We start from the raw sequence: 26622 nt of genomic DNA on the forward strand, positions 1-26622 counted from the left end.
ATGGATCACTTTGATATCGTACATGCCGCAGACCCGCGATTTCGCGGTGGCACAGCATCTGCCTTGCGCACAGAAATTGTCGCTGCCCATCGATGGGGCCTGAAATCCGCATTGTTGCCGTATCACGGAATGAAGGAACGCCCCTGCTACGGATTTGCCCCGCGTGTGCAGGCTGCGGTTGCGGCGCTCGATTTCCCGATGTTGTCCTACGATGCGCAGGCGACCTGTGAAATCCTGCTCGCGCATCATCCGTTCGTGTTCCAGAATTTACCGCTGCAACGTCCGCGGCTACAGCCCCGCAAGGTTGTCGCCGTGCTGCACCACCCGCCACTTGATGGGCGCCATCACCCGCAGTACGACACTGAAAAGTTGATTGCCGCACTCGAGGCGAGCTATTGCGCCCCGGTTTTTCTGGCCCCCGTCGGGCCAATTGTGCGGCAACAGTTGCTTGAAATCGGGGTATCGGCAGAACGCATCGTCCGGCACGATTTCCTGAACATCGTGGATGAAACAGAATGGCCCGCCCGCACCAGACCAGCGCCGGTTGATCAAGTGGTTATTGGAAGGCATTCGCGCAAAGACCCGCTGAAATGGCCGGATGATGCAACTGACTGTCAAGCCGCCTATCCGGTTGCCGATAACATCACGATCCGCATTCTGGGCGAGGCGTACCTGCCCCAAGGGATGGAATGGCCGCGCAACATGTATGTTCAGGAATTCACAGAAACGGGCGTGGCCGACTTTCTGGCCGGGCTGGATTTCTACGTCTATTTCCATTCCAGCCGCTGGGTTGAAGCATTTGGTTTGGCCATCGCAGAGGCCATGGCCTCTGGGCTTGTGGTTATCCTCCCACCCCGATTTCGGCAGCTTTTCGGTGATGGCGCAGTCTATGCCCACCCTGACGAGGTGATGTCGGTCATTGATCGTTTCAGGGCCCAACCCGACGATTACCGCAGACAGAGCCTTGCTGCACGCCGCATTGTGCATACACATTATGCGATCAAATCCTATGGTAAGCGCATGCAGGAACTGGCTGAAGATATCGGCGCGCGCTTGCCCTATCCGCTGCGATTGAAAAGCGTCGACACGCCGCCGCCTGCCGTCACGACACAGGCCAAAATGCCTGCGGGACCTGCGCGTACCCGTGTGTTGATGGTGGCCAGCAATGGCATCGGGCTTGGCCATGTCACCCGCCTGATGGCCATCGCGAAACATTTGCCCGACTGGATCGAACCTGTTTTCCTGACCCTGTCGCTCGCCACAAGCATCGTCCGCAAGGCAGGTTATAGCGCGGATTACATCCCGTCCTTTGGCAAATCGGGCGTAACAGAAAGTTCTTGGAACGACGTTTTTGCGCTGGAACTGTTGGCGGCATTGGATGCCACGGGCGCGCAAGGGGTCGTATTTGACAGCAATCACCCGTTTCCGGGCCTGATGACAGTGCTGAACAAACGCACGGATTTGTCATGGGTCTGGGTCCGGCGCGGGCTATGGCAGCCACACCACAAGCTTGACCCCGGCATCGAAAAGTCATTCGATCTGGTCCTTGAACCCGGCGAGATGGCCCGTGACCACGACCACGGACCGACAGCGCAACTGCGCGGGGCGCTTCGCGTCGGACCGGTCCTGTTGGTTGAACCCGGCGAGGCACTGGACAGGGAAGCTGCGGCGGCGGCTCTTGATCTTGATCCCAAGAGGTGCAACGTCGCCGTACAGCTTGGGTCGCGCCAGAATATGGATTTCGCGCAGCTGCGCGCGCAGATTGCCAATAGCCTTTTGCAGCAGGATGTCAGCGCCATCGAAATCGTGAACCCGCTGGCCAAAAAGGACGATGGGATGGGCCTGCCGCAAAGGCAGATCTACCCTCTGGCCCGTTACGGAAGCGCCATTGATCTGCTGATCACAACGGCGGGCTACAACGGGTTTCATGAAAGTGTTTATGGGGGCATCCCAACATTATTCGTACCCAATGAAGCACCCGAGATGGATCATCAACATGTGCGCGCGCATTTCGCAGCTGTCAGCGGGCTGGCGGCGTGCATCCGCAACAGCGACGCACCAAGGCTGGACGCCACGCTTGGTCCCTGCCTGACAGCGGATTTCCGTGCGCAGGTCAAAGCTGCGGCAGGCGACTTGCCCTATGAAAGCGGCGGACGACAGGCCGCCGTGGCCATCGCCGAACAACTGGCATCAGTGCGCACCAACCGCCCACTCGGGCTTGCACTTGCCCGCAGCGGATAGGGCGGACACTAGCCAAATCGGAAAACCGGCCTTTATCGCGCTAGATGATCCAGGTTTTTAGCAAAACGCTCTAGCGCAGCTTTGCCGGAAACCCGTCCGCGCGCAGGTCGGTTCCCAGCATATCTTCCAGCAGTTTGACGACCATTGGCGATTGTGCCTCTGCGCCATAGGCCGCGCGTGCGGCGATATAGCTTTGGCGCGTTGCCCCGGCAAGGTCGAGTGGCACTTCGAATTCGCGGCCGAAATCCATCGCAAACCCCAAATCCTTGAGTACAAGATCCATGTTAAAGCCGATGTCATAGGATCCGTTCAGCACCAGCGCACCTTCGGTTTCATGCACAAAGGAATTGCCCGATGATGCCTTGATCGCGTGCCAGGCCTGCCCCAAATCCAACCCGCCGCGTTTGGCCAGCATCAGCGCTTCGCCACAGGCTTTCAGATGAATGAAGGCCAGCATGTTCGTGATGACCTTGATGATCGCTGCCGACCCAAGCGGGCCGATGTGAAATACTTGATCGCCCATGGCTTCAAGCGCGGGCAGATGCAGGTCGAACAGGTCCTGATCACCGCCTGCCAACATGGTGATCTTGCCTTGTGCGGCCAGATGTACGCCGCCGGTCACAGGCAGTTCCATCATCCGTACTTCATGGGACGCCGCAAGTGCCGCCATGGCCAGCACATCATCGCGGCTGAGCGTTGACATCTCGATCCAGTTTGCACCGGCTTGCATCGCGGGCAGAATTTCCAACAGGACTGTGCGTGTCACAGCTGGCGACGGCAGGCAGGTGATCACATGATCGACCGACGCGGCAACTTCTGCAGGGGTATCGGCCCAGATGGCCCCCGCGTCCAGTAGTGCGCCGGCGTTGCCCTTGTCTAGGTCCGTCACCGTGACGGCAAATCCCCCCTTGAGCAAACAGGCCGCGCAGTTAGCCCCCAGATTGCCCAGTCCAATATAGCCGTAGTGCATCATCGATCCCTAGTTGAAGTAAATGTTGTAGTCCGCGCGGATCGCCGCATCAAGCGCGGGGTCAATCTGGTGATTAGCCTTGGCCAGAATGTCATTCTTGCGCGCGATGGCCTTGTCCAGCAGCATCGGCCTATCGGCTTCGCCCCATTCCTTGGGGCTCATCCGGTTGCCAAGGGTCGGATAGATATATTCGGTCTGCATCAGTTTCAGGGTCTGGTCGGACCCCAGATAATGGCCGGGACCGTCCAGACAGACAGACTTCATCGCTTCAATCGAGGTGCTGTCGGCGGTCACGTCAATCCCCCGGACGGCGCGCAAGACCTGCCCCAAAACATCGTCGCCCAGCACCAGCGATTCCAGACAGAAGCCCAACAGGGAAGCGTGCATCCCGGCAGCCTCGTAAACCATATTCAGCCCCGAAAGCCCCGCCATGACATTGGTAATCCCGGTTTCCCATCCGGCCTGCATATCGGGCAGTTTGCTGTCGGATATTCCTGCCGCCGCCCCGCCGGGCAGGTCGTAGAAACGGTGCATCTGGGCGCAGCCTGCTGTCAGCAACGCCTGCTCAGACGATCCGCCGGACATGGCACCAGTGCGCAGATCAGACACAAATGGCCAAGTGCCAAAGACCGCCGGATGCCCCGGCGCCAGCGCATTGACATAGACAACGCCCGCCAGACATTCGGCCACCGCCTGCACAATCGCCAGCGCAATCGGGGCAGGGGCTGTTGCCCCGGCCTGCCCCGCGGACAGCAGCAAAACCGGCATGCCGGCCCTGATGCAATGTTCCATTGCGATACAGCTTTCTTCGGCAAATTTCATCGGCGGGACTACAAAACAATTCGAATTCGAAATAAAAGGTCGCGCGCGGTAGGTCGCCTCATCGCCTGCAAGGCGATGGATCATGTCCATGCAGGGGGCCACGTGGCTGGGGTCACTGAAGGACGTGCCGATATGTTTTGTCGTGCCCGCCACGCTGGCGTAGATCGTGTTAAGATCCAGTTCCAGATTGTCTGTGATATCACGCGCGACCATCGCCCGCTGAAAGAAATGCACATTATCAAGCGCATGGGTGATGCGGGCGGCATCATGTAAATCCTGTGCTGTGCTTTCGCGGTAGGTATTGGTTTCAAGATCAACCACATGAACCGCTGCACCTGCCGTCCCGAAATGCACCCGCGTACCTGACAAAAGCAGGTCATGCTTTGGATCCCGTCCATGCAATGTGATGTTGCGCGCGGCAAGGGCCAGCATATCTTCGACCAATGCGCGGGGGAAACGCAGACGGCCATCATCGCCCAGAACTGCGCCGGCCCTCGTCATGATTTCTATTCCCGAAGGGGGCGCCTGCGACAGGCCAATCTGTTCCAGCGCATCAAGAGCGGCGCCATGAATACACAGCACATCTGCATCCGACAGGGGCTTGTACTGACCGCCGGAAAGCCCCGCGCGAACCGGGCGCACATTGTCGGCCAAAGGGGCACTGCGCAGTGCCACCCGCGCCGCTCGACCTCCGGTGCGTCTGATTGATCCCATGATGACACCTCCTGCAGCATGTAAAAAAGAGTGCTGAGAATTTTCCATTAGATCAATTCGCCATTCCGTATAATATTAATCGGCATATCCGATTAGAGGGAGTCTGGCGTGCAGATTGAATTGATCGAAACATTTCTGGACTTGTGCGAAACCAAGAGCTTCAATCAGACTGCGGACCGGCTGAACATCACCCAGTCAACGGTATCGGGGCGTATCAAATCACTGGAACAGACCATCGGCCGTCGCTTGTTCCGGCGGTCCCGTTCGGGCACGTCGCTAACGGTTGATGGGCTGCGGTTTGAGCCACATGCCCGCAGTCTGCGGCATTCATGGAACACAGCACTGCAAGCGACGCGCAACAGTGGGCCGTCGGGCGTGTCGATGCGTATAGGGCTTCAACATGATCTGGTCGGGTTGGGGTTTGATCGCCTGATTGCGGATTGCCGGGCTGCCATGCCGGACACTGCGTTTTACTTCGAAGGGGACTATTCGTCGCAAATGTGTGCCGATCTGGCGCGGGGGACACAGGACCTTGCGGTGCTTTATTCACCGCAGACCCATCCCGACATCTTTTGTGAAGCAGTGGCCGAAACGCACTATGTGATGGTATCCACACGGTTTCAAAACCGTACCGAAATTGCTCCGGACAGCTACATCCTCGGTAATTTCGCGCCCGCATTTGCTCTGACCCATGCGACGCTTTTACCTGAACTCTCGGCCGTGCCGCTGTCAGTCGGACAAAACGCAGCGATGCTGGATTTGCTCATGTCGATGAACGCGACGGGATACGTGCTCGCCCATTCCGCCAAGGCCCTTGTGGATGCCGGGCATTGCACATTGGTACAAGGTGCCCCCCGCATCACCCAGCCTGTCTATGCCGGTGTGAACCTGCGCAACAGACACCGGACGCCTTACAAGCGATTGCAAAAAATCTTGCGGTCGCATTTTTCCGGTTGGGGCGCCGACGCGTCCCTGAAAGATACAGTTGCTAGGACTGTTCAAAAAGGCTGACATCATCCGTTTGATCGTAGCCCAGCGGCTTGGTCCGGACGTGACGCACCTGCCTGTCCTCCCAATATTCCGGGTCATTGACGATTTCACGGGGGAGCTTGTCCCGGCGCAGGACGCGCGAATGCACTGCCTTGATTTCGACCTCTGCCTCGCTGCCGCGGCGTGACCAGCTTTGCCGCAGGAAACCGTCGCGCAAAAACGCCTCGCGCTCCTGCAATCGTTTCATATCTTCGCGCACAAGCGCGAGTTCGTCAGCCGGATGGAGGTTACTTTGCATCTGAATCCTTCCTGTACCCCTTGGTGCAGAAGAACCGTAAAAACCTGAACAAAGATTTAATCCAGTTTGCGCGCCTCATCGACCAGCATCACAGGGATGCCATTGCGGATTGGAAAGGCAAGCCTCGCAGGCTTTGACACCAGTTCCTGTTTTTCCGCGTCATAGGTCAGGGTGGCCTGTGTCATCGGACAGACAAGCGCCTCGAGCATTTTGGGATCGACTTGCGTTTCGCTCATTGCATCATTTCCTCGCCTGATCCCCCGCGCAGGGAAAATTCGATCAGCGTGGTCAGGGTTTCGCGCCGTGTGGACAAGGATGGTGCCTCGAGCAGGGCCTGTTTGTCCTCGGGCTCAAACGGGCACAGCATCGACAGCGAATTGATCAACAACTCATCATCCGCCTCGCTCAGGCTGTCCCAATCGGTCGAGAGTCCGCGATCCTCGAAAAACCGGTTCAGGGCCGACATAAAGGCCGGGCGGTCAAATTCTGGGTCCTTTTCACAGGTGCCGAGGTCACGGTCAAAGCCGTCCCAGTTTACCTTGCAGCGGCGGTATGGGGTGAATCCTTCGACCTCTTCCACGATCCGAAAGCGCGAGGCCCCCGACAAGGTGACCATATAACGGCCGTCTTCGGTCTCCGAAAAGGCAGTCAATTTGCCGGCACATCCGATTGTATGCAATTTACCGGACTGGCCCGGTGCGTCGTAGGGCTGCACCATCCCGATTAACCGGGAAGAAGTTTTCAACACATCATCTAGCATCGCAAGATAGCGCGGCTCAAACAAATGCAGCGGCAAACGCGAGCGCGGCAGAAGCAGCGCGCCCGGCAAGGGAAACACAGGAAGTGTGTCTGGCAGGTCGGTGGATGAAATCATAGCAAGTTATTTAGCCCGCAGGTTTGATCAGGCAAATATAAGTGACGACAATTTGCGCCGGCCGTTCAGCACAACCGGGTCCTTGGCATCAAGCGCATCAAAGATGGTGAAAAGCTGGGTCTTGGCTGCACCATCGTTCCAGTCCCTGTCGCGCCGGAAAAGCTCCAGTAGCTCGGCGACAGCTTCTTCGACTTTGCCATTGGCGTGCAGGGCGGTCGCAAGATCAAATCGGGCCTGATGGTTGTCGGGCTCTGCGGCCACTGTGTCCTGTAATTCCGCAACGGGCCCTGCATTGGCCGCTTCACGGGAAAGCGTAATTTGCGCATGTGCCGCCTCAAGCGCTGCATGCGTGGAAATTTCCGCAGGGGCCCCGTTCAGGATCGCTTCGGCCTGATCCACATCGCCCATTGCCAGATGAGACCGAACAAGCCCCGCATAGGCTGCCGGGTTGGCTGGTTCTTCCTGCAAGATCGCGGCAAAAGTTTCGGCGGCATCTGTTGCCGCGCCCTCGGCCAGCATTTGCTCTGCCGCCTCGATCGCTTCCGCCAGCCCTTCGGCTTCGGGATTGCCCGCAAGATCAGCGACCTTGTTTACAAAGGCTTCAATCTCGGACGGGGGCAAGGCGCCCTGAAATCCGTCAACCGGACGGCCCTGATAAAAGGCATAGACTGTCGGTATGGACTGCACCTGCAATTGCCCGGCATAGACTTGGTTGGCGTCCACGTCGATCTTGACCATCTTGACCCGGCCACCCGCCTTTTGCACAGCGGCTTCCAATGCCGGACCCAGCGTTTTGCATGGCCCGCACCATTGCGCCCAGAAATCGACTATCACCGGGACAGTCTGGGATGCTTCGATCACGTCGGTCGCGAAACCGGCGTCAGATCCCTCAATCACCAGATCGGTTGCAGCCTTCGTATCGCCCAGTTCCAGCATCGCTCAATTCTCCTATGTCTCAGGTTTGGGGCATATATGTGCCTTTCCAAGGCAAACGCCAAGGGGCAATGGCGCTTTACCATTTGGCATCACCGTCCTAGCTTTGACAAATGACACAGGTTTTCATGACATTTGGTGATAGCAACACCCACGGCACACCGCCAATGCCGGTCCGCGACAGCTACGGGCGGCTGCCCGCGGGGGTACGCTGGCCTACGGTTACTGATGCGGCACTCGGGCCCCAATGGGCGCTGATCGAAGAAGGATTGCCCGGCCGCACGACCAATCGGAACTGTCCGGACATGGGGCCGCATATGAACGGGCAAACCGGCCTGCGGATCGCGCTGGAAAGCCACGGGCCAATTGATCTGCTGGTGGTGATGCTGGGCACCAATGACTTGCAGGCCAAATTCGGGGCAACAGCGCAGATGGTCACCGGCGGCATGGCAAGTCTGCTCAGTATCGCGCACAGCACGGAATATCAGACCCGGCATGATGGATTTCAGATCCTGATGGTTTGCCCGCCGCCTGTGATCGAATGCGGCACATTCGGACGCGATTTTTATCTGGGGGCCAGCAAATCAGCGGACCTGCCAATGCACTATGCGGCGCTGGCAGACACATGGGGTGTGCATTTCCTGAATGCGGGGCAATTCATAAAGGCCAGCCCGATTGATGGCGTGCATTTCGACGCGGACGCACATGTGGCTCTGGGCCACGCCATCGCAGACAAGATCGCAACCCTATGAAACCCGTCCTTGGTGTGATCGCGGTTGTGATCCGCGACAGCCACGTGCTGCTGGTGCAACGGGGCAAAGAGCCAAACGCAGGCAAATGGGGATTTCCCGGCGGACATGTGGAGCTGGGGGAAACGGCGCTGGCCGGTGCTTTGCGCGAATTGCACGAAGAAACCACTGTCGTTGGAACATCACCCGCCTATCTGACGAATGTGGATGTGATCCAGCGAGATGCGCAGGGGGATATCCAGTATCACTTTCTGCTGGCAGCAGTCTGCTGCGACTATGTCAGCGGCACGCCTCTTGCCAGGGATGATGCCGCCGATGCGCGCTGGGTGCCGTTGGGGCAGGTTGGCGCGCTGGATATTACTGAAAATCTTGAATTGGTGCTCGAACAGGCGATAACCTTGAAGCAGCGTAAGATGGATCTTGATCCATCCTCCTACTGAACAACGCCAACAATCGGACCCAATTGAAACCCGAAGTCAGACCGCCCCAAGTCAGGGGCATATAATCTGGACACTTTCCCGTCGAAATACAGCGCATCGGGCAGGCCCAGATAAACACGAAAAAAGCTGCCGAATTCGTGAAAGCTGACCGGATCATTCGAGATCACAAAGATCGCCTGCCCGCCGTCGGCAGTCGTGCCAACACCATTGCGGATAAACCGCGACGTGCTGTCGGGCAGGAAACGCGGATGCAGTTCACCATCAATCACCAGCATCGGCCCCGATTGCGTGGCATCACGGCATTGCGGTGCCCTTGCGACATAATCCAGCGTCTCATAGACCCGCGCACTGCCTTCGTTTATGCAAAAGACCCCGTTGGGCAACAGGCCAAAGTTGCCGGGGCCGGGGTTGGTGATGACCCGCATCTTCTCGACGCTGTCCTCGACATAATGGCCAACGGGGGCGCGATCCTCATGGTACATGCCCGCGTTCATCGCAAAGGCCAGCTTTCGCCCGGCAAGCACTTCCTCAATCGCACTGAAACTGCCCAGAACCTGGCCGTCATCATCCGCATGGAACAATTGCAGGTCTTCGGTCGTCGTATCGACCGTGCAGGTGGTAAAGCTTTTTCCCCGATAGTCGACATCTGTACAGGTCACGGCCCCGACAGGGGGCGCGAACCACAGTAGAACGGCCAGCCAGCGCATCCTAGTCGTCCAGATCCTGCCGCACATGGTTTTCCGACAAAAGCGCGCGGGTCGCGTCCATCTGGTCAAAGGTGCCGTCAATTTCAAACCGCAATTCGGGGGCATATTTCATCGATCCGCCCTTGACCACAAGATGCCTGATCTCATGCTTGTTGCGGCGCAGTGCCGCCAGCGCTTCTTCCTTGCCCTGACCGCCCAGCGGCAGCACAAAGGCGGTCGCAATGCGCAAATCAGACGTCATGCGCACTTCGCCGACCGTAATCGACATGCGCGCCAGTTCGTCATCATGCACATCGCCGCGCTGCAACACCTCTGACAGGATGCGGCGGAATTGTTCGCCCACCCGCAACATGCGCTGCGTCGGGGCCTTGCCATCTCTGGTACTGTTGTTCTTTGCCATACTCCCCCTTTACGCCCAGACAGCGCCCATGCCAAGCAAGGCTTTGCGCCGAAGGCAAAGCACCGCTAAGAACATGACGGAAATGAAAGGACCACACCATGACAGACACACCCGGGATCGTGATCACTGGCGGATCAGGCAAGATGGGCCAAATGTTGGTCAAGACCGTGCTGGAGTCCGACCGCTGCACGCTTGCGGGCGTGCTGGAACAGCCGGGTCACGCATGGGTCGGGCAGGACATCGGCACCTTGATGGGCGGACAGCCTGTCGGAGTGAGCGTCACGGATGATGTGGCCGCTGCCTTTGCCAATGCGCAAATCGTGATCGACTTCACCCGACCCGCAGGCAGCATCGCCTTTGCGCAACAGGCAGCAAAGGCCGGGATCATCCACATCATCGGCACAACCGGCCTGACTGATGATGACATGGCGGCTATCCGCAAAGCCGCCGAACAGACTACCATCGTACAGGCAGGCAACATGTCGCTGGGGGTCAATCTGCTGGTGCAACTGACCAAACAGGTTGCCGCCGCGCTGGACGAAGATTTCGACATCGAAGTGATCGAGGCCCATCACAACCAAAAGGTCGACGCCCCGTCCGGCACTGCCCTGATGCTGGGCGAAGCTGCCGCCGAAGGGCGCGGCGTCACCCTCAGCAAGGTCAGCGACAGCGGGCGCGACGGGATCACCGGTGCGCGCAAGCGGGGCGATATCGGTTTCAGCGCGATCAGGGGCGGTGACATCGTCGGCGAACATGACGTTCTGTTCGCGGCCCCCGGAGAGCGAATCATTCTGCGCCACATGGCAACCGACAGGGGTATTTTTGCGCGCGGCGCGCTCAAGGCCGCGATCTGGGCCCAGAATCAGCCCAGCGGCCTGTATAACATGCTCGATGTGCTGGGCTTGTCATTGCATAACAAGTGAACCGAAACGAAAGTTTAGTCGTATAAATTTCAAATCGCACCAAAAGAGGTACGCCATGAAACGAACGATGATTGCACTCGCTTTGATGATCGGGGCCACACCGGCGGTGGCTGATTACGCCCCGATCACCGACAAGGACACATTCATGTCGCTGGTCGACGGAAAATTGCTGCGCAACAGACTGTACGGCGTGCGGCTGAACGTCCTCAACGATGGACAGATTGCCGGCAGCGCAATCGGCTGGCCCATCGAAGGGTCGTGGTCGTGGAAAGGCGGCTATTTCTGTCGCGAAATGCGCTGGGGTGACGATCCTATTCCCTATAACTGCCAGCTAGTCGAAGTTGATGGTTCGAATATACGCTTTACAGTTGATCAGGGCGCAGGTGACTCTGCCTCATTCAGCATCAACTAAGGCGTGATCGCCGCAGACCTGAAACGAGCCGATGGAAATTGCCCTGCTTCACACGGCAGATGTTCACGTTGCAACATTCGACGCCCTGTTTGACAGCCTGCACGTGGGCGCAAATATAACGCACCTTGTCCGGCCCGATCTGCTCGAAGATGCGCGCGCATATGGTCTGGATTCGGTGCAAGCCCACACAATCGCCGCCTTGCAAACCCTGTCTGGCGCCGATGCGGTGATCTGCACCTGCTCCACGCTTGGGCCACTGGCGGATCAAATGGCAAGGGACGCGCCGCATATCCTGCGCATTGACCGTCCCATGATGGAAACGGCCTGCAAGACCGGTCCCGACATTCTGGTCGCCATCTGTCTGGAAAGCACGCGTCAATCGACACTGGCGCTATTGCAGGAATGTGCAGCTGAGCGAGGGCGCGCGATCCGGCCACAGGTGGTGCTCTGCGCCAGTGCATGGGCCTGTTTCGAAAACGGAGATACGCAGGGCTACGCCGCCGAAATTGCGGATGCCGTCAGGAATGCTTTGAAGAGTGGCGCGAAACCAGACTGCATCTTGCTGGCACAGGCGTCCATGACCGTTGCGGAAGAGCCGTTGGCTGACGTGGGTGTGCCGGTGATGTCTTCACCATTGATGGCGGCCAAACAGGCTGCGGCCATCGCCACATCCCACCAAGCGGAAAACTCATCGTGATAGGCTTGGCTGGTTAGCCTTGTGCTTCGGCGATGACCTTGTCGAAAAAGACACACACCGTAGCGATGTCCGCGCCTTCCTGAATGGCGGTCATCATGGCCTCGATTTCGGCGGTAAGTTCCTGACCACGGCTCGGGTTGGCCGACGCGATGGTCTGGATCGCGGCTGTGGCTTGGCCTGATTTGCTTTGGATCGCGTCGGGCGTGCAGGCGTCTTGGGCCTGAGCTGCAGTGCCCATTAGAATGGTGGCGACAATAGCTATACGTTTCATGCTCTGATCCTCTGTGTCGGGCCCCGTTCAAAAATCGACGGCGATCCCTTTTCTTTCCCAGTCACCATATCGCACCGGTTCCGGCCCGTCACGTCCTCCCAATTCGGGCGGCAGATCGGCGCTTGCTTGCATGCGCCGCTCTTGGGCTTCGGCCAATGCGCGTTTGGCAGCATCCGGCAGGTCTTTGGCTTCGTCGGTCATGTCCCGTCTCCTTGTGAGGCGCACGGGTTTGATATACCCCGCAATCAGCCACGTTCAAGGGATCGCTTCCATGCGCCAAACCGGTCTGTCCGCCCGCCGCACTGCCCATCATCTGCTGATGCAGATCATCGATGAAGGACGACTTATGTCCGAACTTGTTGGCAGCGGCGCCCTTGCCAGCCTCGGGCCAGAGGATCGCGCCCGCGCCCAGCGCCTTGCAACCGAAGCCTTGCGCGGTCTGGACCGTGCGGACCGGATGTTGAAACCCTACATCAAGAAGACGCCACCAACCCATGTGATGAATGCGCTGCGCCTTGGGGTGATAGAACTTTGTTCAGGGGCAGCGGCGCACGGTGTCGTGAACGCCTATGTTGAAATCGTAGCGCGGAACAAGCGTACGCAAGCCATGAAGGGGCTGACCAACGCAGTCTTGCGCAAGATCGCGGATGAAGGTCCCGAAGGCTGGGCAAAACGCGCCCTGCCGCTTACGCCGGGCTGGTTGCGACAGCCGCTGGTGGCGGCATGGGGGCGCGAAGCTGTGACGGGCATAGAGGTTGCGCATTTCGCAGGGGCGCCGCTTGACCTGACCGCTAGAACCGACCCCGTAGCTTTGGCTGATGCGGTCGGCGGCACGGTGCTGCCGACAGGGTCCGTCCGACTGGCGGATCATGGGCAGGTGTCTGCCCTGCCAGGCTATGAAACAGGCGATTGGTGGGTGCAGGATGCGGCAGCGGCACTGCCGGTCAAACTGCTGGGCGACGTCACCGGATTGCGCGTGCTTGACCTGTGCGCAGCCCCCGGCGGCAAGACGCTGCAACTGGCTGCGGGTGGGGCACAGGTGACGGCCGTGGATATGTCCGCACGACGCATGGCGCGGGTCCAAGAGAACCTGCAGCGTACCGGTTTGCAGGCCAAAACAGTCATCAGCGATGCCTTTGAATATGATGAGGGCGGGTACGATGCAGTTTTGCTTGATGCGCCCTGTTCGGCCACCGGCACGATCCGCCGCCACCCGGATTTGCCCTACGCCAAGGACGGGTCGGAATTCGGCGCACTGATCGCGCAGCAGGAAACCATGATCGATCACGCGCTGACATTGCTCAAACCCGGCGGGCGGCTGGTGTTCTGCACCTGCTCGCTTCTGCCAGATGAAGGCGAAGTGCAGGTCGAAGACGCGCTGGAGCGACACCCGCATTTGCAAGCAGACCGCAGCGCGCTGGATATTCCCGGCGTAGACCCCGCATGGATTACGGACGAAGGCGGGCTCCGCCTGCGGCCTGACTATTGGCCTGATCTTGGCGGTATGGACGGGTTTTACATGTCCGTACTGCGGCACAACGCGGCCTGATCACAAACACAGGGTTCGACTTCTTTTGGCCAAAATATCCTGGGGGTCCGGGGGCAAAGCCCCCGGTCTGTCGGCTTGCATCGCAAGTCGAAACAAGAAACCTTGCGTCCTTGGTTCGGAGCACAGGCTTTGCCTGCGTTACAGTGGAACCTGACCCAAATCGCCGCCGCCTGCGACGTTTCACAGTGACTTGCCCGCATTCCTTTCCTATGATTCGCCAAAACAGGGCGGGGCGGACGACCGGTGGCAGACACAAAAACGATACCAGACCATCGAATCGGCTTGATTGATCGGTTTCACGCCCGCCGCGCTGGTATGTCGGGGATCGCCACGGCCTTTGCCTCCGCGCCCGAACCACGCACGATTGGCGACATCGCGCGCGGACGGCAGTTGATGGCCGGGAATTTCCTGTTCTCCGGGCAATTGACCGCAAGCAAGGAGCTTTCGATCTGGGACATTGCAGAGCAAAAGCCGGACATTGCCGCTGAAATCCACGGCTGCCTGTGGCTCGATGATTTGGCCGCCGTTTCCACTCAAAAAGCCCGCCAAAAGGCGCAGGATTGGGTTTTTGACTGGATCGCACGCTATGGCAAAGGCGGTGGACCGGGCTGGACCCCTGATCTGACTGGCCGCAGGCTGATCCGCTGGATCAATCATGGGTTCTTTTTGTTGCGCGGGCGCGGCAAACCCGAAAGTGACGCGTTTTTTCGCAGCCTCGCCGGCCAGGCGACATTCCTGTCCCGCCGTTGGCGCATCGCACCCGCCGGATTGCCCCGGTTCGAAGCGCTGGCAGGCACGATCTATGCCGGCCTCGCGCTTGAGGGGATGGAGGGTCACGTCCATAAAGCCGTGACGGCGCTGGCGGCCGATTGCGACAAAGCGGTGGATGTAACAGGCAGCATAGCCAGTCGGAACCCCGAGGAACTGCTTGCGGTCCTCAACCTGATTATCTGGGCGGTGCAGGCTTTGACCGAAACCAACCGCACCGTGCCCAGCGCAATGACCGCTGCGATCACGCGGATTGCGCCAACCTTGCGCGCCTTGCGGCACGCCGACGGCGCCCTTGCCCGGTTTCATGGCGGTGGTCCGGGGATCGAAGGCCAACTGGACGCAGCCCTTGCCGCCGCCGACACCAAGGCTCTGTCACCGGGGCCTCTGCACATGGGGTATCTGCGGCTTAAGGGCGCGCGCACAACGGTGATCGTCGATGCCAGCTCACCGCCCGCAGGTGCCGCGTCCGTGCAGGCGCACGCCAGCACGCTGGCGTTCGAACTGACCTCGGGCCGCCGCCCGCTGATTGTGAACTGCGGGTCAGGTGCGATGTTTGGCCCCGAATGGCGGCGTGCCTGCCGCGCCACGCCCAGCCATTCAACCCTCGGGATCGAAGGGGTTTCTTCGTCGCAACTGGGCGAGAACATTGCAGGGCGCGAACTTTTATCAAAGACACCGACTGATGTGCGCTGCTATGTCCCCAAAGGCCATTTCGACCGCCGTTTCGAGATGTCCCATGACGGATATTGCAGCCGGGTGGGCCTGACGCACGGGCGGATGCTGGATCTGTCCATAGATGGTCGCACCCTGGAGGGCGAAGATGTGCTTGCGGCCCTTGACCCCAAATCCCAAGCCCTGTTCGACGCGACGATGGCGCGCTGCGGCGGACAGGGCATCCCGTACCATGTGCGCTTTCACCTCCACCCCGATGTCCATGCCACACTGGATATGAACAACAGCGCCGTCAGCATGACCCTGAAATCGGGCGAAGTCTGGGTGTTTCAGCATGAGGGCAACGCACAACTGGGCATTGCCCCGTCGGTTTATCTTGAAAATGGCCGCTTAAAACCCCGCGAGACAACACAAGTGGTTTTAACTGGTCGCGCGATGTCCTATGCGGAGCGCGTCCGTTGGACTCTCGCCAAGGCGCAAAGCACCCCCGATGTGTTGCGTGATCTTGTGCAGACCGAACCGATGGATGCGATTGACTAAGCCATTGGGGACCCCATGACCAACCTTGCACCACTGCGCCGCGCACTCATTTCTGTTTCCGACAAAACCGGATTGATTGATCTGGCGCAGGCACTTTCCGAGCGGGGCGTTGAATTGCTCTCTACCGGCGGCTCTGCGCAGGCGATCCGCGATGCGGGCATTGAGGTGCGCGATGTGGCTGACGCCACCGGCTTTCCCGAAATGATGGATGGCCGGGTCAAGACCTTGCATCCGGTCGTGCATGGCGGGCTTTTGGCCCGCCGCGATCTGGAAGCGCACCGCGACGCGATGGTCGAACATAACATCGGGCCGATCGACCTGCTGGTGGTCAACCTTTATCCGTTCGAAGAAACCGTCGCCAAGGGTGCCGATTTTGACACCTGCATCGAAAATATTGATATTGGCGGCCCTGCGATGATCCGCTCTGCCGCCAAAAACCATACCTTTGTCACTGTAGTCACGGATATCGAAGATTACAGCGCCGTGCTGGCTGAACTGGATGCAAACGACGGCCAGACGACGCTGGCCCTGCGTCAGCGTCTTGCCCAGACGGCCTATGCCCGTACCGCTGCATATGACACAGCCGTCAGTACATGGATGGCGGGTGCTATTGGTGCCGATATGCCGCGCCGCCGGTCATTCAGCGGCACCTTCAAACAGACGATGCGCTACGGCGAAAACAGCCACCAGTCCGCGGCCTTTTACACCGATGGCACGGATCGCCCCGGCGTAGCGACCGCCCTGCAGCATCAGGGTAAAGACCTGTCCTATAACAACATCAACGACACTGATGCGGCCTTCGAGTTGGTAGCAGAGTTTGACGCCGCTGACGGCCCCGCCGTTGCAATTATCAAGCACGCCAACCCTTGTGGCGTGGCGCGCGGTGCAACCTTGGTTGAAGCCTACCGCAATGCCTTTGATTGCGACCGCACGAGCGCGTTCGGGGGAATCGTGGCGCTAAACCAGCCTCTGGACGAAGACACAGCCAACGCAATTGTCGAGATTTTTACCGAAGTGGTCATTGCACCCGGCGCGTCAGATGCGGCAAAGGCTGTGTTTGCAGCCAAGAAAAACTTGCGCTTGCTGACGACTGACGCGTTGCCCGACCCCAAGACGCCGATCACCACCTATCGGCAAGTCGCCGGGGGCATGTTGGTGCAGGACAAGGACACCGGCTATGTCGGCATGGACGATCTGAAGGTCGTGACCAAAACCGCCCCGACCGACGCGCAGATGGCCGACCTTCTGTTTGCGTGGAAGGTCGCCAAACACGTCAAGTCCAACGCAATCGTCTATGTCAAGGACAAGGCCACCGTCGGCGTTGGTGCGGGGCAGATGTCGCGACTTGATTCCGCCCTGATTGCCGCCAAAAAGGCCGAACGCATGGCCGATGCGATGGACCTGCCGCAACCGCTGACCATCGGCTCTGCCGTGGCATCAGATGCGTTCTTTCCTTTCGCTGACGGGCTGATGGAAGCCGCCGCTGCCGGGGCCACCTGTGTTATTCAGCCCGGCGGATCAATGCGCGACGACGAAGTGATCGCCGCGGCGGACGAGGCAGGGATCGCCATGGTCTTTACCGGCATGCGCCACTTCAAGCACTGAGGGCAGAGCGATGCGGCTGACATATTGGACGGCATTGTGGATTTTTCTGCTCGATCAGATCAGCAAATATTATGTTGTCCACTGGCTTGGCCTGATCAACGATCGCGATGGCCGGATCGAGGTTTGGCCGCCGTTTCTTGAATTCCGCATGGCGTGGAACCGCGGGGTCAATTTTGGCCTGTTCGCTGATTTTGACATGCGCTGGGTTCTGGTTGCTGTGGCACTTGCCATCACCGTTTTTGTCATCTGGTGGATGCGCCGCAATGGCGGCAACAAATGGACATACATTGCCGCCGGCTTCCTGATTGGCGGCGCCTTGGGCAATGTGATTGACCGGGTCTTCTATGGGGCGGTGGCGGACTTTCTGAACATGTCCTGCTGCGGGATCAACAACCCCTTTGCGTTCAATGTCGCTGATATTGCCATTTTTGTAGGGGCTATCGGGCTGGCGTTCCTGTCCGATGACGGCAAAGCCAAAACATCAAACAAGAAGGCGTGACGCGGACTTAGCCTTGGGTTAAACAGACAGGACGGTTTCAAAGGGACAGTTTTCATGCGCGCAATCATCCTATCTGCCTTGGCCATCGTAACGATGACAGCCTGCGCCAATACGGACCGCAATTTGCGTGATCTGCGCGCCTCTGGTGGCGGCCCCGATGAATTTGCGGTCATTCCACAGCGTCCCTTGCTCGTGCCTGACACAAACCTGCTGCCTGAACCGACACCCGGCGGTACCAATCTGGCGGACCCCACCCCCAATGCCGACGCAATCGCCGCATTGGGCGGATCACAGACCGCACAATTCACGGGTGGCGTGCCAGCACGCGATACCGCTTTGGTGACTCAGGCAAGTCGTTATGGGGTGGATGCCGACATCAGATCAGAACTTGCAGCGGCGGACGCGGCGTTCCGCAAAGGGCGCAGCCGGTTGAATATCTTCAACCCACTTGGGCGAGACCGCTATTTCCCGGCCTATGCGCGGCAGGCACTTGACGCATTTGCAGAGCTTGCGCGCCTGCGCAGCCTTGGCGTTAACACGCCTGCAGCACCTGACGTGCAATAAACGCCTTTTCACATCCGCGTAGGGGCGCTTGATCCTGTGCGACTCGCGCTTAGTTACTCTTGGGAAATCAACCGGAAGGCTTTCGATGAAACGACTGTTCGCTGCTCTCGCTTTTGTAACTGCCCCGCTGGCTGCCACAGCCGAAGAGGTGACAACATTCACGCTCGACAATGGTATGGATGTCGTGGTCATCGAGGATCACCGCGCCCCTGTCGTCGTGCATATGGTCTGGTACAAGATCGGGTCTGCGGATGAACCGGTCGGCGCGTCCGGCGTGGCGCATTTTCTGGAACATCTTTTGTTCAAGGCGACCGACGTTCTGGAGTCGGGCGAATTTTCGGCCACCGTCGCAGCCAATGGCGGCAGCGACAACGCATTTACCAGCTACGACTACACCGCCTATTTCCAGCGCATCGCCGCCGACCGGCTTGAATTGATGATGCAAATGGAAAGCAACCGGATGAATAATCTGGCAATTACCGCAGACGACATCGAAACCGAACGCAACGTGGTTTTGGAAGAACGCAACCAGCGGACCGAAAACAACCCCAATGCGCTCGCGCGCGAACAGTTCAGGGCGGCGCTATACCAAAACCACCGCTACGGCGTGCCGATCATCGGCTGGAAACACGAGATGGAGCAACTAGAGCTTCAGGATGCGCTTGATTTCTACGACCTCTATTATTCGCCCAACAACGCCATTCTGATCGTTGCGGGCGACGTGGAACCCGACGACGTCAAGGCACTGGCCGAAACCTACTATGGCGTGATCCCGGCAGAGGATGCGCTGCCGGAACGTATCCGCCCCGAAGAACCGCCGCAGCGGGCCGAACGCCGGATTACCTTTGAGGATCCCCGCGTCAGCCAGCCCTATGTAACCCGCAGCTATCTGGCACCCGAACGCGACAGCGGGGCGCAGAAAGAGGCCGCCGCACTGGTCTATCTGGCCGAACTGCTGGGTGGATCATCCTTTACATCCGATCTGGGGCGTGCGCTGCAATTTGAAAGCCAGACAGCGATCTATACCAACGCCGGCTACTCGGGCAGTTCACTTGATGACACATCTTTCAGCGTGACCGTCGTGCCTGCGCAAGGGGTCAGCCTGTCCGAAGCCGAAGCGGCGATGGACGCCGTTATAGCAGACTTCATGGAGGCACCGATTGACCCCGAACGGATGGACAGCATCCGCATGCAGCTACGCGCGTCGGAAGTCTATGCGCTGGATAACGTGAATGGACTGGCCCGCCGCTATGGTGCCGCCCTGACGCAGGGGCTGACGATCGAGGACGTGCAAGAATGGCCCGATATCCTGCAATCGGTGACCGAAGCGGACATCAAGGCAGTCGCCGCCAAGGTCTTTAACCGTGACCAGTCCGTCACAGGTTGGGTTGTGTCAAACGAGAAGGAGGCAATGTGATGCGCCGTTTCTGGATTGCCTTTTGCCTGACCTTCTGTGCGTCCTTGGCGCATGCCGAAATCGACATCAAGGAAGTCACATCGCCCGGTGGTATCAGCGCATGGGTCGTGGAAGAACCCAGCATTCCGTTTGTTTCGGTTGAAATACGGTTTCGGGGCGGGGCGTCACTTGACCTGCCCGGCAAACGGGGGGCAATCAATCTGATGACCGGCCTGCTCGAAGAAGGGTCGGGCGACATGACGGCGCAGGAATTCCAGACCAGACGCGAAGCGTTGGCCGCGCGTTTCGGGTTTCAGGCATCAGACGACAGCTTGTCAATCTCTGCGCGCTTTCTGACCGAAAATCAGGATGATGCATTGGCGTTGCTACGGCAGGCGCTGATCGCACCAACATTTGAGCAAGACGCGCTGGACCGCGTCCGCGCGCAAGTCTTGTCGGGAATTGCCCGCTCTGAAAAAGATCCCAATGACATTGCCAGCGCTGCCTTCGATGCAGCCGCCTTTGGCGCACATCCCTATGGCAGCAGCCTTGATGGTACGGCAGAAAGCGTGAACAGCCTGACCCGCGAGGACATGTTCACTGCGCATGAAAACACGCTGACGCGTGATAGGGTGTATGTCGCCGTTGTCGGTGACATGACTGTAGATGCTGTTGGCGAAATGCTGGATGAATTGCTGGGCGATCTTCCCGAAACAGGACCAGCAATGCCTGATGATGTGGCATTTGGGCTGGCAGGAGGCGTGACAGTCATTGACTTTGACACTCCGCAGTCCGTTGCCTTGTTTGGTCAGGCCGGTATCAAGCGTGATGACCCTGACTTCTTCGCCGCATATGTCATGAACCAGGTCCTGGGCGCAGGTGGTTTCGAAAGCCGACTGATGACGGAAGTGCGCGAAAAGCGCGGCTTGACCTATGGTATCCGATCATTCCTTGTGCCCAAGTTTCATTCAGAGATGATCATTGGTTCAGTTGCCTCGGCCAATGGCACGATTGCAGAGGCCATAGAGGTCACACGCGCCGAATGGGCGCGTATGGCCAGCGATGGTTTGACTGCAGAGGAGCTTTCGTCGGCCAAGACCTATCTCACCGGGGAATACCCTTTGCGATTTGATGGGAATAGCGAAATCGCCGAGATTATGGTGGGCATGCAAATGATCGGCCTGTCGCCCGAATATGTCGTGCGCCGGAATGATTATATCGAGGCTGTGACACTGGAAGATGTGAACCGGGTCGCGGCTGAATTGCTGCGTCCCGATGACCTGCATTTTGTGGTGGTCGGAAAGCCGGAAGGGCTTGAGCAAACGCAGTGACGCGAAAAATCTTCTAGCAGATTTTTGACCCAAGAATTTTCGAGAAAATTCTTTTTTGGGGCGCTCGCAGAATCATCGCGGATCATGCTATAAGTTGTGCCATGTCCATTGCAGACCCCCAGATAAAGCCCCAACCGGTTATCCGGCAACTGGATGACGCCGCCATCAACAGGATTGCGGCCGGTGAGGTTCTGGAGCGCCCTGCCTCTGCCGTAAAAGAGCTTGTCGAAAACGCCATTGACGCAGGTTCCAACCGGATTGAGGTGGTCATCGCGGATGGCGGCAAGACACTGATCAGGGTCACTGATGATGGATGCGGCATTGCCCCAGCAGACCTCCCACTGGCTCTGTCGCGCCATGCCACATCAAAAATCGACGGCTCCGATCTTTTGAACATCAACTCTTTCGGGTTCAGGGGCGAGGCACTCCCGTCGTTAGGTGCAGTCGGCCGCCTGACGATCACGTCACGGGTGGACGGTACAGAGGCCGCTGCGATATCCGTGGCTGGTGGCCAAGCCACCAATCCGCGCCCGGCGGCGCTGTCCACAGGCACGGTGGTTGAACTCCGTGACATGTTCTACGCCACGCCGGCCCGCCTGAAATTCCTGCGCACCGATAGGGCTGAGGGTCAGGCAATCAGTGATGTGGTCAAACGGCTTGCCATGGCCGAGCCGTTCGTCAGTTTCGTGCTGCGCGACGCCTCTGGTGGTGATAACCGCACCACATTCCGGGCTGATGCTGAAACAGGTGATCTGTTTGATGCGCTTCACGGCCGACTACGGACCGTTCTGGGCAAGGATTTCGCTGAAAATGCGCTGTCCATTGATGCCCGGCGCGACGGATTTCATCTGACTGGCTATGCGGCCTTACCGACCTATTCGCGTGGCGCCGCGGTGGCACAGTTCCTGTTCGTGAATGGACGACCCGTGCGCGATAAGATGCTGCTTGGCGCTCTGCGGGCGGCCTATATGGATGTGCTGTCTCGCGACCGCCATCCGGTTGCGGCCCTGTTTGTGGATTGCGACCCCACACTTGTGGATGTGAACGTCCATCCCGCCAAATCAGAGGTCAGGTTCCGTGAGCCAGCAACGGTCCGCGGCCTGATTATATCGGGCCTGAGGCATGCGTTGGCCGAAGCTGGCCATCGGGCCGCGACCACGGTTGCGAATGCGACCTTGGGGGCCATGACCCCCGAACCAACCCAGCCGCGCATCTATCAAATGGACCGGCCCAGCTTCAGCGCACGTTCAATGACATTTCAGTCGCAGGCTCCGTCCTTTCATGCGTCGGGTTTCGAAGAGACGGCATCTGCCCGCATTGAGCCGCCCCAAATGGATGAGCCCGTGCATTTGCCTTTGGGTGCGGCGCGGGCGCAGGTGCATGAAAACTATATCATCGCCCAAACCGAAACAGGGGTCGTCATCGTCGACCAGCACGCTGCCCACGAAAGACTGGTGTATGAAAAACTGAAAGCCCAGATGGCCGAAAACGGGGTCGCGGCGCAGGCACTCCTGATTCCGGAAATTGTTGAAATGACGGAAGGTGAAGTTGCCCAACTGATGGAGATTGCTGCTGATCTGTCGCGGCTTGGCCTGACGCTTGAACCCTTTGGCGGCGGTGCAATCGCAGTACGCGAAACCCCAGCGATCCTCGGTGAGGTGAATGCCTGTCGCATGTTGCGCGACATTCTGGATGAATTGGCAGATCAGGGTGACAGCGCCACCGTGCAGACCAGGATTGAAGCCATCCTCAGCCGGGTCGCCTGCCACGGGTCGATCCGTTCTGGCCGCCGGATGCAGGGGGCCGAGATGAATGCGCTCCTGCGCGAAATGGAGGCGACACCGCTTTCGGGGCAATGCAACCACGGGCGGCCGACTTATGTTGAACTGAAGCTGTCCGATATTGAACGGCTCTTCGGGCGCACATGATCCAGATCGGTAACACAACCTATGCCCTCAGCGACCCGATGGTTGTCGCCGCCATTGCAGGCGCGTTGATTATTTTTCTGGTGCTGACCCTCCTTTTGATCACAGTCAAACGCGCGGGAAAGTCGCACGCGGCGGTACAATTGGTCGCCAACCAAGTGGGCGTACTATCGCAGAACATGCAATCACTTGGTCAGGGTCAACACCAGCTTGCAGGTAACATCCAGACCGTGAGCGACGCACAGGCCAACGCACAGGTGCATGTTGTACAAACAATGGAAGCCCGTCTGGCCGAGGTTCAGGCGCAAATGGCAGAACGGCTGGCTGACAACGCCATGAAATCCGCCCGAACCATGGCCGACATGCAGGAACGGATGAAAGATACGCTCACTGGCAGCAGTGACAGAACGACCAAGAGCTTGACCGAATTGCAGGAAAGGCTCGCGACAATCGACAAGGCGCAGACCAACATCGAAAAGCTTTCTGGCGATGTGCTGTCTTTGCAGGACATACTGTCCAACAAGCAGCGACGGGGCATGTTTGGTGAAATTCAACTGACGGATATCGTCTCCAAGGCACTGCCTGCGGATAGCTACAGCCTTCAGGCCACCCTATCGAATGGCAAGCGGGCCGACTGTCTGGTCGCACTACCCAATCCGCCGGGTCATATCATCATTGACGCCAAATTCCCGCTCGAGGCCTACGAATTACTGACTGCGGCCCAGACCCCTGACCATCAAAAAGCGGCACTACGTGATCTTGCTGTCGCGGTGCGCAAACACATCAAGGATATCAGTGAAAAATACATAATCGAAGGGGAAACCGCTGACGGGGCGATCATGTTCCTCCCATCAGAGGCAGTCTATGCCGAATTGCACGCGCGGCTTCCCGAAGTGGTACGGGACGGTTTCAACGCCCGTGTCTGGATAGTGTCACCCACGACCTGCATGGCCACGTTGAACACAATGCGGGCGATACTTAAGGATGCGCGGATGCGTGAACAGGCGGGCGAAATTCGCAAGGCTCTGCGCCTTTTGCACCGCGATGTGGAACTGATCGGAGAAAAGGCCGGTAAACTGGAAACACACCTGCGTCAGGCTGGTGAAGATGTATCCGGTGTGCTGACAGCCGCCACCCGCGCAGGGAAACGTGCCGACCGGCTGGACAATTTTGATTTTGAGGAACTTGCCACGGACGCAGAACCCAACATTGTTCCGATTGCAGCCCCAAAGGGCTGACACCCTGCGTTGCACGCAAGACAGCATTCCCAACAGCATAACTTCCGGCATTTACAAATGAATCGCTTGGAAACGGTCGAGAAAAATGACGGCTTAGCGGGTGCACGCGGCGGGTCGACGGTGGAAGTCCGGAAGCGTTGCTCAACATGACAATCCGGCAGAGGCGCAGTATCTGCAGGATATGGCGAGCGGACCAGGGATTCGGCCTGTAACGGTCAATGAATCCCCCGACAGCCTCGGCACACCAAGACGCTATAGCCAATGGCGCGCACCAAAATAGCGATGTCCACCTAAGCGTTTCACCTTTAACCTGAGGCATCAGATAATGGTGAAACGCCCACAACATATGAACTTTGCACGGCGCTTCTCGAAAAGCTGTGATTCAGGTTTTTCGCGAAACGCTGTAACGGCCTGTGCATCAGTGCCTTGGGCTACTTCGCTTTGGCATGATTGTTGCAACTTCTTATGGCCAAAAATATCCTGGGGGTCCGGGGGCAAAGCCCCCGGCCTGTCGGCTTGCATCGCAAGTCGAAACAAGATCTCGCACAGACTAGGAAAACGTGCAGACGTCAAAAAAAGAAAACCCCGGCAACAACCGGGGCATCTTGGGTGAGTGGCATTTGTGAAAGTTCTTATATTCGCATGAAACGCTGTGCGATGCGCGGCAGCACACCTTTGAATTTCAGCGGTGCGTCAGAGGCGGCAAGGCAGATGCAGTCCACACCCTCTTCGGCGATAGGGGTGTGATGCAAGTCTTCGTTTGCAACCTCGACATCGCCTGCGCCGAAACGGTCTTCCTCATCGCGAAACGCACCTTGCAGCACAAGCGTCAGTTCAGTGCCATGATGCCCATGGTCGGGTACGGCTGTGCCCGCAGGAATACGCAGCAGACGCACGCTGGCGTCGCTTGATGTTGGCAGGATCATCTGGCTCACGCCGCCCCCGACCTTGCGCCATTTCAAACTGTCAACGTCGCCCTGCACATATTCGGCCAAAGGGGCCGGGAAAATGCCGCTGCTCACGGGCTTGGGTGCACGGGTGGCGTCCACAGCACCACTCTCGATCAGGGCCATCGTTGCTGCCAGCGACTCCTCGGCCACATCAATCGGGTCCGCGTCCAGCATGACTTCGCCGCCGATGGCGTCATACTCGGCCAAGGCGGCACGGCATTCGTCACACATTGAAATATGCGTCGCCACGACAAGGTTGAAAGCTTCCGGCAAACTGCCTGCGGCGTAGCCCATCAAGAGCGCATCTGAGAGGTGGTGTTTAATCTGTGTCATCTACTGTTTCACTTCATTTTGTGGCGCAAGCGTTCCAACGCCAATCGTATCCTTGATTTGATCGTGCCAAGCGGCAAACCCGTCTGAGCCGCAATTTCGCTGTGGCTCAATTCTCCGAGATAGGCCTTTTCGATCAGTTTTCTCTGTTCGGGCGGAAGTGTCGCAAGTGCTTCGCCCAATTTCTGCGTTTCCTGCTGCAACCCCATCGCATCGGCCTGATCAGGCTCTGGTTCGGGGCCCCACGGCAAATCTTCTGGTTCCGGTCTGCGCTGTTTGCGCAGCAGATCGATCTTACGGTTCCGGGCGATCGTGAAAATCCATGTCGACACACTCGCCTTTGTTGGGTCGAACATATGCGCCTTGTTCCAAAGGGTCGCCATGACCTCCTGCGTACATTCCTCCGCCAGATCCGGGCTGGCACCCGATGAAATCAGAAAAGACTTCACGCGCGGCGCGAAATAGGCAAACAACTCGGCAAATGCTGACTTGTCCTTCTTGTCGCGGACCGCAATGACCTGGGCGATCCAGGCCATACGTTTTGAGGTCACTTCTGTGTCCAATTTCCTTGCCCCATCATTGCATGGTTCAACCACTTCCTCGGCACTATATTCCAGCGCGCCGAAAGGTGCATCCATCTTCGTCGGGGCATCCAAATTCATTCTCATATCCTGTTTACGGTACAGGGCATCTATTGGATCACCGGTGCAATGAAGTTTTTTCAGTGATCCATCTTCCCGCCCCCGCCGTATCTTATAGGATGCGCACAAACGGCCGCGTAAAAAAAAACGAAAACACATCACTGGAGCAG

Annotated in this window: 28 protein-coding genes; 16 read left to right on the forward strand and 12 right to left on the reverse strand. The window is 58.4% G+C overall.

Annotated elements, in window-relative coordinates; genetic code table 11:
* Positions 1–2241 carry a glycosyltransferase family protein gene (locus tag C8N45_RS07995; RefSeq protein WP_108385680.1) on the forward strand — a complete coding sequence of 747 codons (2241 nt, stop codon included), beginning with the start codon at positions 1–3 and terminating at the stop codon, positions 2239–2241.
* Between the two features lie 70 nt (positions 2242–2311).
* Here the strand turns inward: C8N45_RS07995 and C8N45_RS08000 are convergent, their stop codons facing one another.
* Both C8N45_RS08000 and C8N45_RS08005 read right to left on the reverse strand, forming a co-directional pair.
* Complete coding sequence (locus C8N45_RS08000; RefSeq protein WP_108385780.1) at positions 2312–3211, reverse strand: NAD(P)-dependent oxidoreductase; 900 nt, start codon at positions 3209–3211, stop codon at positions 2312–2314.
* Positions 3212–3220: 9 nt separating this feature from the next.
* Positions 3221–4747: a trimethylamine methyltransferase family protein gene (locus tag C8N45_RS08005; protein ID WP_108385681.1), complete on the reverse strand. Its 1527-nt coding sequence runs from the start codon at positions 4745–4747 to the stop codon at positions 3221–3223.
* A 108-nt stretch (positions 4748–4855) separates the two neighbouring features.
* Here C8N45_RS08005 and C8N45_RS08010 point away from each other — a divergent pair, with 108 nt between their 5' ends.
* Positions 4856–5758 carry a LysR family transcriptional regulator gene (locus C8N45_RS08010; protein ID WP_108385682.1) on the forward strand — a complete coding sequence of 301 codons (903 nt, stop codon included), beginning with the start codon at positions 4856–4858 and terminating at the stop codon, positions 5756–5758.
* Here the strand turns inward: C8N45_RS08010 and C8N45_RS08015 are convergent.
* Genes C8N45_RS08015 through C8N45_RS08030 form a run of 4 tightly spaced genes read right to left on the reverse strand, consistent with a single transcriptional unit; the run spans position 5736 to position 7845 of the window.
* On the reverse strand, positions 5736–6035 hold the full coding sequence (locus C8N45_RS08015; RefSeq protein WP_108385683.1) for a hypothetical protein: 300 nt from the start codon (positions 6033–6035) through the stop codon (positions 5736–5738). The genes C8N45_RS08010 and C8N45_RS08015 overlap by 23 nt on opposite strands.
* Positions 6036–6091: 56 nt before the next feature.
* Positions 6092–6271 carry a Trm112 family protein gene (locus C8N45_RS08020; RefSeq protein ID WP_108385684.1) on the reverse strand — a complete coding sequence of 60 codons (180 nt, stop codon included), beginning with the start codon at positions 6269–6271 and terminating at the stop codon, positions 6092–6094.
* Entirely contained in the window at positions 6268–6909 is a 642-nt protein-coding gene (locus C8N45_RS08025) for an LON peptidase substrate-binding domain-containing protein (protein ID WP_108385685.1), read from the reverse strand. Before C8N45_RS08025 ends, C8N45_RS08020 begins: the two co-directional genes overlap by 4 nt.
* 27 nt (positions 6910–6936) lie before the next feature.
* A complete protein-coding gene (locus tag C8N45_RS08030; protein ID WP_108385686.1) occupies positions 6937–7845 on the reverse strand; it encodes a thioredoxin family protein in 909 nt (302 codons plus the stop codon).
* Positions 7846–7970: 125 nt separating this feature from the next.
* Between C8N45_RS08030 and C8N45_RS08035 the strand changes: the two genes are divergently transcribed.
* Both C8N45_RS08035 and C8N45_RS08040 read left to right on the forward strand, forming a co-directional pair.
* A complete protein-coding gene (locus C8N45_RS08035) occupies positions 7971–8594 on the forward strand; it encodes an SGNH/GDSL hydrolase family protein (protein WP_245882597.1) in 624 nt (207 codons plus the stop codon).
* On the forward strand, positions 8591–9031 hold the full coding sequence (locus C8N45_RS08040; protein WP_108385688.1) for an NUDIX hydrolase: 441 nt from the start codon (positions 8591–8593) through the stop codon (positions 9029–9031). Before C8N45_RS08035 ends, C8N45_RS08040 begins: the two co-directional genes overlap by 4 nt.
* Here the strand turns inward: C8N45_RS08040 and C8N45_RS08045 are convergent.
* Positions 9025–9738 (reverse strand): phosphodiester glycosidase family protein, encoded by a 714-nt coding sequence (locus C8N45_RS08045; RefSeq protein WP_108385689.1) that lies wholly within the window; start codon positions 9736–9738, stop codon positions 9025–9027. The genes C8N45_RS08040 and C8N45_RS08045 overlap by 7 nt on opposite strands.
* Before the next feature lies 1 nt (position 9739).
* Positions 9740–10138 carry a 30S ribosome-binding factor RbfA gene (gene rbfA / locus C8N45_RS08050; protein ID WP_108385690.1) on the reverse strand — a complete coding sequence of 133 codons (399 nt, stop codon included), beginning with the start codon at positions 10136–10138 and terminating at the stop codon, positions 9740–9742.
* Positions 10139–10236: 98 nt separating this feature from the next.
* Between rbfA and dapB the strand changes: the two genes are divergently transcribed.
* The 3 genes from dapB to C8N45_RS08065 are packed head-to-tail and all read left to right on the forward strand — an operon-like array spanning position 10237 to position 12170.
* On the forward strand, positions 10237–11061 hold the full coding sequence (dapB, locus tag C8N45_RS08055) for a 4-hydroxy-tetrahydrodipicolinate reductase (protein WP_108385691.1): 825 nt from the start codon (positions 10237–10239) through the stop codon (positions 11059–11061).
* A gap of 55 nt (positions 11062–11116) precedes the next feature.
* Positions 11117–11473: a dihydrodipicolinate reductase gene (locus tag C8N45_RS08060; protein WP_108385692.1), complete on the forward strand. Its 357-nt coding sequence runs from the start codon at positions 11117–11119 to the stop codon at positions 11471–11473.
* 31 nt (positions 11474–11504) lie between these two features.
* A complete protein-coding gene (locus tag C8N45_RS08065; protein ID WP_108385693.1) occupies positions 11505–12170 on the forward strand; it encodes an aspartate/glutamate racemase family protein in 666 nt (221 codons plus the stop codon).
* A gap of 13 nt (positions 12171–12183) precedes the next feature.
* Here the strand turns inward: C8N45_RS08065 and C8N45_RS08070 are convergent, their stop codons facing one another.
* On the reverse strand, positions 12184–12441 hold the full coding sequence (locus tag C8N45_RS08070) for a hypothetical protein (protein ID WP_133175957.1): 258 nt from the start codon (positions 12439–12441) through the stop codon (positions 12184–12186).
* A gap of 27 nt (positions 12442–12468) precedes the next feature.
* Positions 12469–12642 (reverse strand): DUF1674 domain-containing protein, encoded by a 174-nt coding sequence (locus C8N45_RS08075; RefSeq protein ID WP_108385695.1) that lies wholly within the window; start codon positions 12640–12642, stop codon positions 12469–12471.
* A 70-nt stretch (positions 12643–12712) separates the two neighbouring features.
* Between C8N45_RS08075 and C8N45_RS08080 the strand changes: the two genes are divergently transcribed.
* From C8N45_RS08080 to C8N45_RS08120, 9 genes are all read left to right on the forward strand, one after another.
* On the forward strand, positions 12713–13990 hold the full coding sequence (locus tag C8N45_RS08080) for an RsmB/NOP family class I SAM-dependent RNA methyltransferase (protein WP_108385781.1): 1278 nt from the start codon (positions 12713–12715) through the stop codon (positions 13988–13990).
* Positions 13991–14233: 243 nt separating this feature from the next.
* On the forward strand, positions 14234–15973 hold the full coding sequence (locus C8N45_RS08085) for a heparinase II/III family protein (RefSeq protein WP_309498695.1): 1740 nt from the start codon (positions 14234–14236) through the stop codon (positions 15971–15973).
* Positions 15974–15988: 15 nt separating this feature from the next.
* Positions 15989–17578: a bifunctional phosphoribosylaminoimidazolecarboxamide formyltransferase/IMP cyclohydrolase gene (gene purH, locus C8N45_RS08090; protein WP_108385697.1), complete on the forward strand. Its 1590-nt coding sequence runs from the start codon at positions 15989–15991 to the stop codon at positions 17576–17578.
* Positions 17579–17588: 10 nt separating this feature from the next.
* Positions 17589–18077 carry a signal peptidase II gene (gene lspA, locus C8N45_RS08095; protein ID WP_108385698.1) on the forward strand — a complete coding sequence of 163 codons (489 nt, stop codon included), beginning with the start codon at positions 17589–17591 and terminating at the stop codon, positions 18075–18077.
* Positions 18078–18131: 54 nt separating this feature from the next.
* The gene (locus C8N45_RS08100) at positions 18132–18641 is read left to right on the forward strand and encodes a DUF3035 domain-containing protein (protein WP_108385699.1); all 510 of its coding nucleotides are present in this window, start codon (positions 18132–18134) and stop codon (positions 18639–18641) included.
* Between the two features lie 85 nt (positions 18642–18726).
* A complete protein-coding gene (locus tag C8N45_RS08105; RefSeq protein ID WP_108385700.1) occupies positions 18727–20058 on the forward strand; it encodes a M16 family metallopeptidase in 1332 nt (443 codons plus the stop codon).
* Entirely contained in the window at positions 20058–21368 is a 1311-nt protein-coding gene (locus C8N45_RS08110) for a M16 family metallopeptidase (RefSeq protein ID WP_108385701.1), read from the forward strand. The genes C8N45_RS08105 and C8N45_RS08110 overlap by 1 nt, the downstream gene beginning before the upstream one ends.
* 101 nt (positions 21369–21469) lie before the next feature.
* On the forward strand, positions 21470–23296 hold the full coding sequence (gene mutL, locus C8N45_RS08115; protein WP_181868909.1) for a DNA mismatch repair endonuclease MutL: 1827 nt from the start codon (positions 21470–21472) through the stop codon (positions 23294–23296).
* Positions 23293–24531, forward strand: coding sequence for a DNA recombination protein RmuC (locus C8N45_RS08120; protein WP_108385703.1), 1239 nt, complete (start codon positions 23293–23295; stop codon positions 24529–24531). The genes mutL and C8N45_RS08120 overlap by 4 nt, the downstream gene beginning before the upstream one ends.
* A 632-nt stretch (positions 24532–25163) precedes the next feature.
* Here the strand turns inward: C8N45_RS08120 and C8N45_RS08130 are convergent.
* Positions 25164–25814 (reverse strand): ChrR family anti-sigma-E factor, encoded by a 651-nt coding sequence (locus C8N45_RS08130; protein WP_108385705.1) that lies wholly within the window; start codon positions 25812–25814, stop codon positions 25164–25166.
* A gap of 8 nt (positions 25815–25822) precedes the next feature.
* A complete protein-coding gene (locus tag C8N45_RS08135; protein ID WP_211095460.1) occupies positions 25823–26347 on the reverse strand; it encodes a sigma-70 family RNA polymerase sigma factor in 525 nt (174 codons plus the stop codon).
* Positions 26348–26622 lie beyond the last annotated feature (275 nt).

Origin of the sequence: Yoonia sediminilitoris (assembly GCF_003058085.1) — a bacterium.
Taxonomy (GTDB): Bacteria; Pseudomonadota; Alphaproteobacteria; order Rhodobacterales; family Rhodobacteraceae; genus Yoonia; species Yoonia sediminilitoris.